This is a genomic window from Methylobacterium haplocladii (assembly GCF_007992175.1).
Classification (GTDB): domain Bacteria; phylum Pseudomonadota; class Alphaproteobacteria; order Rhizobiales; family Beijerinckiaceae; genus Methylobacterium; species Methylobacterium haplocladii.
The window spans coordinates 1-7,548 of sequence record NZ_BJZT01000016.1 but is presented as its reverse complement, the minus strand read 5'-3'; the positions used below and the strand labels follow the sequence as shown (position 1 = coordinate 7,548).

At 69.9% G+C, this 7,548-nt stretch carries 10 protein-coding genes and 1 pseudogene; 9 read left to right on the top strand and 2 right to left on the bottom strand.

All coding sequences use genetic code 11. From position 1 onward, the window contains the following. The 5 genes and pseudogenes from MHA02_RS08945 to MHA02_RS08925 all read left to right on the top strand — a co-directional run. Positions 1-196 (top strand): annotated as a pseudogene (locus tag MHA02_RS08945) (hypothetical protein); the annotation flags it as partial. A gap of 65 nt (positions 197-261) precedes the next feature. Beyond that, a complete protein-coding gene (locus tag MHA02_RS08940) occupies positions 262-645 on the top strand; it encodes a hypothetical protein (protein WP_147078302.1) in 384 nt (127 codons plus the stop codon). Further along, positions 642-878 carry a hypothetical protein gene (locus tag MHA02_RS08935; protein ID WP_147078301.1) on the top strand — a complete coding sequence of 79 codons (237 nt, stop codon included), beginning with the start codon at positions 642-644 and terminating at the stop codon, positions 876-878. The genes MHA02_RS08940 and MHA02_RS08935 overlap by 4 nt, the downstream gene beginning before the upstream one ends. A gap of 192 nt (positions 879-1,070) precedes the next feature. After that, a complete protein-coding gene (locus MHA02_RS08930) occupies positions 1,071-1,433 on the top strand; it encodes a PepSY domain-containing protein (RefSeq protein WP_147078300.1) in 363 nt (120 codons plus the stop codon). Between the two features lie 47 nt (positions 1,434-1,480). After that, positions 1,481-2,152: a response regulator transcription factor gene (locus MHA02_RS08925; RefSeq protein WP_147078299.1), complete on the top strand. Its 672-nt coding sequence runs from the start codon at positions 1,481-1,483 to the stop codon at positions 2,150-2,152. 5 nt (positions 2,153-2,157) lie between these two features. Here the strand turns inward: MHA02_RS08925 and MHA02_RS08920 are convergent, their stop codons facing one another. Both MHA02_RS08920 and MHA02_RS08915 read right to left on the bottom strand, forming a co-directional pair. Continuing rightward, positions 2,158-2,556: a type II toxin-antitoxin system VapC family toxin gene (locus MHA02_RS08920; RefSeq protein WP_147078298.1), complete on the bottom strand. Its 399-nt coding sequence runs from the start codon at positions 2,554-2,556 to the stop codon at positions 2,158-2,160. Beyond that, entirely contained in the window at positions 2,556-2,792 is a 237-nt protein-coding gene (locus MHA02_RS08915) for a type II toxin-antitoxin system VapB family antitoxin (RefSeq protein ID WP_147078297.1), read from the bottom strand. The genes MHA02_RS08920 and MHA02_RS08915 overlap by 1 nt, the downstream gene beginning before the upstream one ends. A 78-nt stretch (positions 2,793-2,870) precedes the next feature. Between MHA02_RS08915 and MHA02_RS08910 the strand changes: the two genes are divergently transcribed. The 4 genes from MHA02_RS08910 to ccmE all read left to right on the top strand — a co-directional run bounded on the left by MHA02_RS08910 (position 2,871) and on the right by ccmE (position 7,517). Further along, complete coding sequence (locus MHA02_RS08910; RefSeq protein WP_147078296.1) at positions 2,871-4,286, top strand: sensor histidine kinase; 1,416 nt, start codon at positions 2,871-2,873, stop codon at positions 4,284-4,286. A gap of 44 nt (positions 4,287-4,330) precedes the next feature. Beyond that, complete coding sequence (locus MHA02_RS08905) at positions 4,331-5,140, top strand: IS5 family transposase (RefSeq protein WP_147078295.1); 810 nt, start codon at positions 4,331-4,333, stop codon at positions 5,138-5,140. A gap of 149 nt (positions 5,141-5,289) precedes the next feature. Further along, positions 5,290-6,876: a c-type cytochrome biogenesis protein CcmI gene (ccmI, locus tag MHA02_RS08900; protein WP_147078294.1), complete on the top strand. Its 1,587-nt coding sequence runs from the start codon at positions 5,290-5,292 to the stop codon at positions 6,874-6,876. A 143-nt stretch (positions 6,877-7,019) separates the two neighbouring features. Next, complete coding sequence (gene ccmE / locus MHA02_RS08895) at positions 7,020-7,517, top strand: cytochrome c maturation protein CcmE (protein ID WP_147078293.1); 498 nt, start codon at positions 7,020-7,022, stop codon at positions 7,515-7,517. Positions 7,518-7,548: the final 31 nt, after the last annotated feature.

Sequence of the window (7,548 nt, the reverse complement as noted above, 5' to 3'; positions counted from 1 at the left end):
ATCGGCCGTGATCGCCCGCGCCGTGCAGCGGGCGCTCGATCAGGCCCCGGCCTGGCTGATCCGGGCGGCCGGCGGCCCCACCGGCCTCGCCGAAAAGATCTTTCGGGGTCTGACCCTGGAGGAGGCCGCCAATGCCGGCAACACCCTGAAGCCCGGACTCGACGCGGCGCTGAAGCGCCGATCCGGCGCGGCCTGAACCAACGACCGCGGCGCGCCGGACCCATCGGTCTGGCGCGCCGCGCCGAACAGCGGAGGCGGGCCGTGGACAAGATCGCCCTGGAGGCCATCCGCCTGCTGTTCACCGATGGGGGCGCCGGTTGGATCGTCGCGGTGTTGTTGGGATTGGCCTGCCTCCACCTCCATCGCGAGAATCTGCGGGCGCTGGAGGCCCGGATCGAGGACACCGGCACGACGGCGACGGCTCTGGAGCGCGCCTCGCAGACCAACGCCGCCGTCGCGGCCGCGCTGGAGAGCCGCACCCGCGTGCTCGAAGACCTCACCCGGCTCTCCAGCGAGATCGCCCGCGGTGTCGACCGGAGCGACGAGCGGTCGCGCGAGAAATTCGACGAGATCCTGCGCCGGCTGGGCGACGCCCACTGGCTGGCCGGTCCTGATGGCCCACCGACCCGGAGACCACCGGCATGACCCGCTTCTTCACGCGCCAGCAGCCCGATGCGGCCCGGCGACCGCAGGGCCGCACACGCGTTCGCCGCGCGGCCGCCGCCGGCCGGCTGCGCGTGGCGCGCGCCGCCTTCGATCTCTCGGTGCTGGCCCTCCGCAAGGCCGCTCTGGACCATGTCGACCTGCAGGACCTCGCGAGCTCCGCACTGCGGGCCAATTTGAACCGGCTCGCCGAACGTCTCGGCGCCGATGCGTGAACGGGCCGCATGCCAAGACGACCGCGTGCCTCGTGGATCCGACCCGGGCCGCGCCGGCGGCATGGAACCGTCCAGGCCCGGCGACCTTATGTCGAGTCTTGGACACGGCGCAGGTGGATGAACCTTCTCAGATCCCGGATGGCGACGCCCATTCAGCACGCATTCAGTGGCTTGGCCGGACAAGGATGCACCATGCATCACGCGCTCGCCATGCTGCTTGCCGTCTCAGCCGTCGCGGTGATCGCGACGGGGGCCGTCGGCACGCTCGCCGAAGAGACCGAGGCGCCTGCCCCGGCCAAGGCGCAGCCGGTTGCAAGGGTCGAGAGCTGCCTCTCGCCGGCCGACATGCGCGAATCCGTCGCCGAGAAGCGCGTGATCGCGCCAATCGCCGCGATCCGGGCCGCACGCCAGGCCTATCCGCGCTCCGAGATCCAGCGCGCCAGCCTGTGCCGACACGAGGACGCTCTCGTCTACGTGCTCACGGCGCTCCGGCGCGACGGTCAGTTCGTTCAGGTGATGGTGGACGCCCAGTCCGGTCAGGTGCATGGACAGTAACGTGAGCGTGTCGCCGTGGGGACGGCGCCAATCGGGGAGTTGTTGAGGTGCGTCTGCTCGTCGTCGAGGACGACCGGGACATCAACCGGCAGGTGGTGAAGGCGCTGGAGGAGGCCGGCTACGTCGCCGACAAGGCCTTCGACGGCGAGGAGGGCGGCTTCTTGGGCGAGAGCGAGCCCTACGACGCCATCATCCTCGACATGGGCCTGCCCAAGACCGACGGCGTCACCGTGCTGCAGAACTGGCGCCGGGCCGGCGTGAAGACCCCCGTCATCATCCTCACCGCCCGCGACCGCTGGTCGGACAAGGTCGACGGCTTCGATGCCGGCGCCGACGACTACGTCACCAAGCCCTTCCACATGGAGGAGCTGATGGCGCGCGTCCGCGCCATCCTGCGCCGCGTCGCCGGCCACGCCACCTCCCAGATCGCCTGCGGCTCGGTGGTGCTCGACACCCGTTCCGGCCGCGTCTTCGTCGATGGCAACCCGATCAAGCTCACCAGCCACGAATACCGCCTGCTCTCCTACCTGATGCACCACACCGGCCGCGTGGTCTCGCGCGCCGAACTGACCGAGCACCTCTACGACCAGGATTTCGACCGCGATTCCAACACCATCGAGGTGTTTGTGGGGCGGCTGCGGAAGAAGCTGGCGGTGGACCTGATCCAGACCGTGCGGGGATTGGGCTATCTGGTGGATGGGGCGCAGACGAAGGGGTGACTCCTTCACATGCCGCCGAGGTCGGTGTGGATGAAGTCTTCGCCTTTGTAGAGCAGGCTCACGCCATGGCCCTTGGCGACGGCGTAGGCGAAGCAATCGCCCATGTTCAGGCGAGCGGGATGGCCTGCTCCTTTGCCGTATTGCTCGTGAGCCGCGAGCGCTTGGTCGGCATCCTCCGGTGTGATCGGCACGACGCGGACACCGACGAGTGCCAGGAGGGAGCCGAGATCGTCTTTGGCAGCACGCGGACCGCCCTTGATCTTCCTACTGATGGCCATCGCGGCCTCGTAGAGCGCGAGTGGCGATGTGATCGGCTCGGCGGCCTCTTGGATTCGACGGACCAAAGTGGACGCGTCCGGCTCACGCGTGACGATCGCCACCAGGGCAGAAGCGTCGACGAACATCACTCGTCGTTCAGGCTGTCGTAGAATGCCTTGTCGGCCTCAAGGCCCGTCGATCCTCGCGCCGCGACGCTGTCGAGCAAGGGTTGCAGCCGCTCCCAGAGATCGGGCGTCTTCGCGTCGCGCTCCAAAGCGTCGCGTGCGGCCGATTTTACGGCCTCCGTGAGCGGGATACCTCTGCTAGCCGCCAGCTTCCGGATCAGCCGGTCGGCTTCCTTGTCGCGAATGTGCAGGGCCATTCCGTTACCTCGCTCGTCGGCGGTGTACATAAGCCGGCCGATCAATCTACACAATTCAGCGATGACTGACCCGCGCCCATGACCGACCGCTTCTCCTGGCTGCCCATGCGCCGTCGCTCGATCGGCGTGCGGCTCGCGGTGTCGGCGCTGCTGTCGAGCGCGGCGATCCTCGTCATCGCCGCCTGGATCCTCACGACACTGTATCGTGAAAACACCGAGCGCTCCTTCGACAGCCGGTTGCTGGTCTACGCGAACAACCTCGCCACCGATCTCGTCAGCCCGAACGATCCCGAGGCGCGCTCCTTTGCGCTGGGCGATCCGCGTTTCGACCTGCCCCTGTCGGGCTGGTACTGGCAGGTCGGGCATCCGGATGCGAAGCCGCGGGACCTGCGAACCTCGCGCTCCCTGGTGGGCGTGCCGTTGAAAGGGCCGGACCAGGCCGGCACGGCGACGATCGGGCAGATCCGCCAGGGCTACGGCCATGGGCAGGACGACCGGCTGCTGCGCATCGTCGAGCGCGACGTCGATGTCGGCCAGGAGGGGCGCTATACCGTGCGCGTCGCCGGCCCCGCCGACGAGATCGTCAACGACGTGGATCGTTTTCGCTTCTCGCTCTCGGTGACCTTCGGCCTGCTCGGCCTCTCCCTGGCGCTCACCGCGCTGCTGCAGATCCGCTTCGGCCTCGCGCCGCTGAAGCGGTTGCGGGCGGCACTCGGCGCCATCCGGCGCGGCGAGGCGCACCACATCCCCGGCGAGTACCCGCACGACATCGCGCCGCTGGCGAGCGAGACCAACCTGCTGATCGAGACCAATCGCGAGATCCTGGAGCGCGCCCGCACCCAGGTCGGCAACCTCGCCCACGCGCTCAAGACGCCGCTCTCGATCATCGTCAACGAGGTCAGTGCGAGCGACGCCCCGCCGGAACTCGCCGAAAAGATCCGCGAGCAGGCCGCGGTCATGCGCGACCAGGTCAACTACCACCTCGACCGCGCCCGCGCCGCCGCGCTCGCAGGCACGCTCGGCACCTCCACCGAGATCGAGCCGGCGCTCGCCGGCCTCGTGCGGACCTTCGGCAAGATCTATCGCGACAAGGACATCGCCTACGAGGTGCACGTGCCCGAGGGCCTGCGCTTCCGCGGCGAGCGCCAGGATTTCGAGGAGATGGTCGGCAATCTCGTCGACAACGCCTCGAAATGGGCGAACGGGCGCGTCGCCATTACGGCCGAGCCCGTCGGCGAGCAGGATTTTGCGCGGCTCCTCGTCACCATCGAGGACGACGGCCCCGGCCTGCCCGAGGAGGATCGCGCCGCGGTGCTGGCTCGTGGGCGGCGGCTCGACGAGTCGAAGCCGGGCTCCGGCCTCGGCCTCTCCATCGTCGCCGACCTCGCCGCGCTCTATCGCGGCCGCTTCCGGCTCGAAGCGGCGACGCTCGGGGGCTTGCGCGCCGTGCTCGAGGTGCCCGGCGACGCGCCGGCGGTGACGGCGCAGCGCTAGAGGCTGTTATGGACCTCTCAGGCCGGTGACTCAGATGCTCAGGCATGAGCCTGATCCGGAAAGCCTATCCCTCCGACGTCTCCGACGACGAATGGGCGCTGGTCGCGCCGTATCTGACGCTGGTGCGCGAGGACGCGGGCCAGCGCGAGCATCCGCTGCGCGAGGTGTTCAACGGGCTGCGCTACGTTGTGAAAACGGGCGCACCGTGGCGCTGGATGCCCAACGATCTGCCGCCCTGGGCGGCGGTTTATCAGCAGTCTCAGCGCTGGCATGCGGCGGGTTGCTTCGAGCAACTGGCCGAGGATCTTCGCGCCGTGCTGCGTCTGGCCGCCGGGCGCAAGGCGGATCCCACCGCTGCCATCCTTGACAGCCGCACGCTACGCGCGACGCCCGAGAGCGGCGAGCGGGCCGGCTACGACGGGGCCAAGCGCAAGCAGGGCTCGAAGCTGCACATGGCCGTCGACACGCTCGGACACCTTCTGGCCCTGCACGTCACCCCGGCCAATGCCGATGATCGTGCCCAGGTCGGGCGGCTGGCCAAGTCCGTGCAGGCCGCCACCGACGACAGCGTCGAGATCGCCTTCGTCGACCAGGGCTACACCGGCGAGAACCCGGCCACGGCCGCACGCGAACACGGCATCGAACTGGAAGTCGTCAAGCTGTCCGAGGTCAAGCGCGGCTTCGTGCTGCTGCCCAGGCGCTGGGTCGTCGAGCGCTCCTTTGCCTGGGCCAGTCGCTTCCGACGCCTCGTCAAAGACTACGAGCGCTACGCCAGCACGCTGGCAGACCTGCACATCGTCGCGTTCGTCTGCCTCATGCTCAAAAAGGCCGCTCTACTGGCAGCAGGTCCATAACAGCCTCTAGGGGCTCGTCGAGCGAAGTTGCCGCCGGTTCATGTCAACGCAACGCGACCACCGCTCCAATCCGCCGCCGTTACGCGCCGTATGACCTGTGTTAAGTCCGCATTTGCGGCAGCGATGGGTCCGCGGCTTTCTGGACTGTAATGACGGCGATCTGGTTCATCCTGGCGATCATGACCGGTGCGGCCGTGCTCGCTCTCCTCTGGCCGTTGGCGCGCCGGCGCAAGGCGACGCCGGCCACCACGGGAGAGGCCGGTCTCGCCACCGAGACCGGATTTTATGAGGACCAGCTCGCAGAGATCGAGCGCGACCTCGGCCGCGGCCTGATTGGCCCCGCCGAGGCCGAGGCCGCCCGCACCGAAGCCGCCCGCCGCCTGCTGCGCGCCAGCCGCGAGGGTCGGACCGGGGACGCCGCGCCGATCGCCGAGCCGCATCTGCGCCAGCGCCGCGCGGCCTCCGCCTTCGCCCTCTCGACGGTGCCGCTCGTGGCGCTCGTCGTCTACGGACTCTACGGCTCCCCCAACCTCCCCTCGCAGACCGATGCCGACCGCAAGGCCGCGCAGCAGGGCGGCGAGGGCGTGCTCAAGGCGATCGGCCAAGTCGAGGCGAAGCTCGCCTCGAACCCGAACGATGCCCGCGGCTGGGCCGTCATCGCCCCCGTCTACATGCGGCTCGGCCGCTTCGACGATGCCGCCCGCGCCTTCGAGCAGCTGGTGCGGATCCAGGGCGAGGACCCGGAGCGGCTGGCGAACTGGGGCGAGGCCCTGGTCGCGGCTGGCGAGGGCGCGGTCTCGCCGCAGGCGCGAAAACTGTTCGAACGCGCGCTGGTGCTCGATCCGAAGACGGCCAAGCCCCAGTTCTATCTCGCCCGCGGCGACGAACTCGCCGGTGATGACGCCGCCGCCGCCCGGCGACTCGAAGCTCTGGCCGCCCAGGGTCCCGAAGACGCGCCCTGGATGCCGATGGTGCGCGCGAACCTGGCCCGCCTGAAGGGCGAGGCTGCGCCCTCCGCCCAAGCCCCGAAGGCCGAGGCGGAGGCCAACGCCGCTGCGAAACCGGACGACCCCAAGCCTGCCGCCGGCCCGGCCGCCAATCTCCAGTCGCTGCCGCCGAACGAGCGCATGGCCGCGATCCGCGGCATGGTCGAGGGGCTCGACCGACGGCTGACCCAGCAAGGCGGCAGTGCCGACGAGTGGATGCGGCTGGTGCGCTCCTACGGGGCGCTCGGCGAGCGCGACAAGGCGCGTGAGGCCCTGGGCCGCGGCCGCACGGCCCTGGCCCAGGATGCCCAGGCCCTCGCCCGCCTCGAAGCCGAGGCGAAGGAACTCGACCTCGCCGAGCCCGGCCGCCAGGGCGATGCCGGTGGTACCACCCCGTCGCCGGAGGAAGCTCCGGCCCAGGCCATGATGCCGTCGGATGCGCCGGCTTCGCCGGGCATGGAGTCGGGCGGGGCGCCCGCTGCCGCGATCCAGGCCATGCCCCCGGAGGAGCGCGAGCAGGCGATCCGCGGCATGGTGGCCGGACTCGACCGCCGCCTCGCCGCCAAGGGCGGCAGCGCCGACGAGTGGATGCGGCTGGTGCGCTCCTACACCGCGCTCGGCGATCGTGACGCCGCGACCGGTGCCCTCGATCGGGCACGCATGGCGCTCGCGGCGGACAGGAGCGCGGTCCAGCGGCTCGACGCACTCGGGCGCGACCTCGACCTCAAGACCGTTGCAGCCAAGCCTTGACGCGTCCCTGCCCCTGACAATCGGTCCCGCCCCAAAAACTTGACCCAGCGGCCGGGGCGTCGGAAACCGGAGGCAATAGTTTAGAACGACGTCAGGCTCGCTCGCCCTCAGCGTGTGGAGTGCCGACGCACCGGGACGGAACCGTGACCCGAAAGAGCCGCCGCCTCACCCTGATCGCCTCCTGCGGAGGCGTCCTCGCCGTCGCCGTCGGGCTGATCCTCTGGCAGATGAGCGGCGCGATCGTGTTCTTCCGCTCGCCCGCGGAGGTCGCCGCCCAGGGCGTCGCGCCGGGCACCCGCTTCCGGCTCGGCGGCCTCGTCCTCGATGGCTCGCTCAAGCGTGGCCCCGACCAGACCGTCGATTTTGCCGTGACCGACACCAAGGGCACGATTCCGGTACAGTACAAGGGCCTGCTGCCCGACCTGTTCCGCGAGGGCCAGGGCGTCGTCGCCGAGGGCACGCTCGACACCGGAGGTACGTTTCGCGCGGATACGGTGCTGGCGAAGCACGACGAATCCTACATGCCCCGCGAGGTCGCCGACGCGCTGAAGGCGCAGGGGCGCTGGCAGGAGGGCAAGGACGGCAAGCCGGTGAAAGCCGAGAGCCCGGACACGTCGCTCGGCAAGCGCAGCGAACGGTGATGCTTTTTCGCTGCTCCGGTTCCGTGGAAGA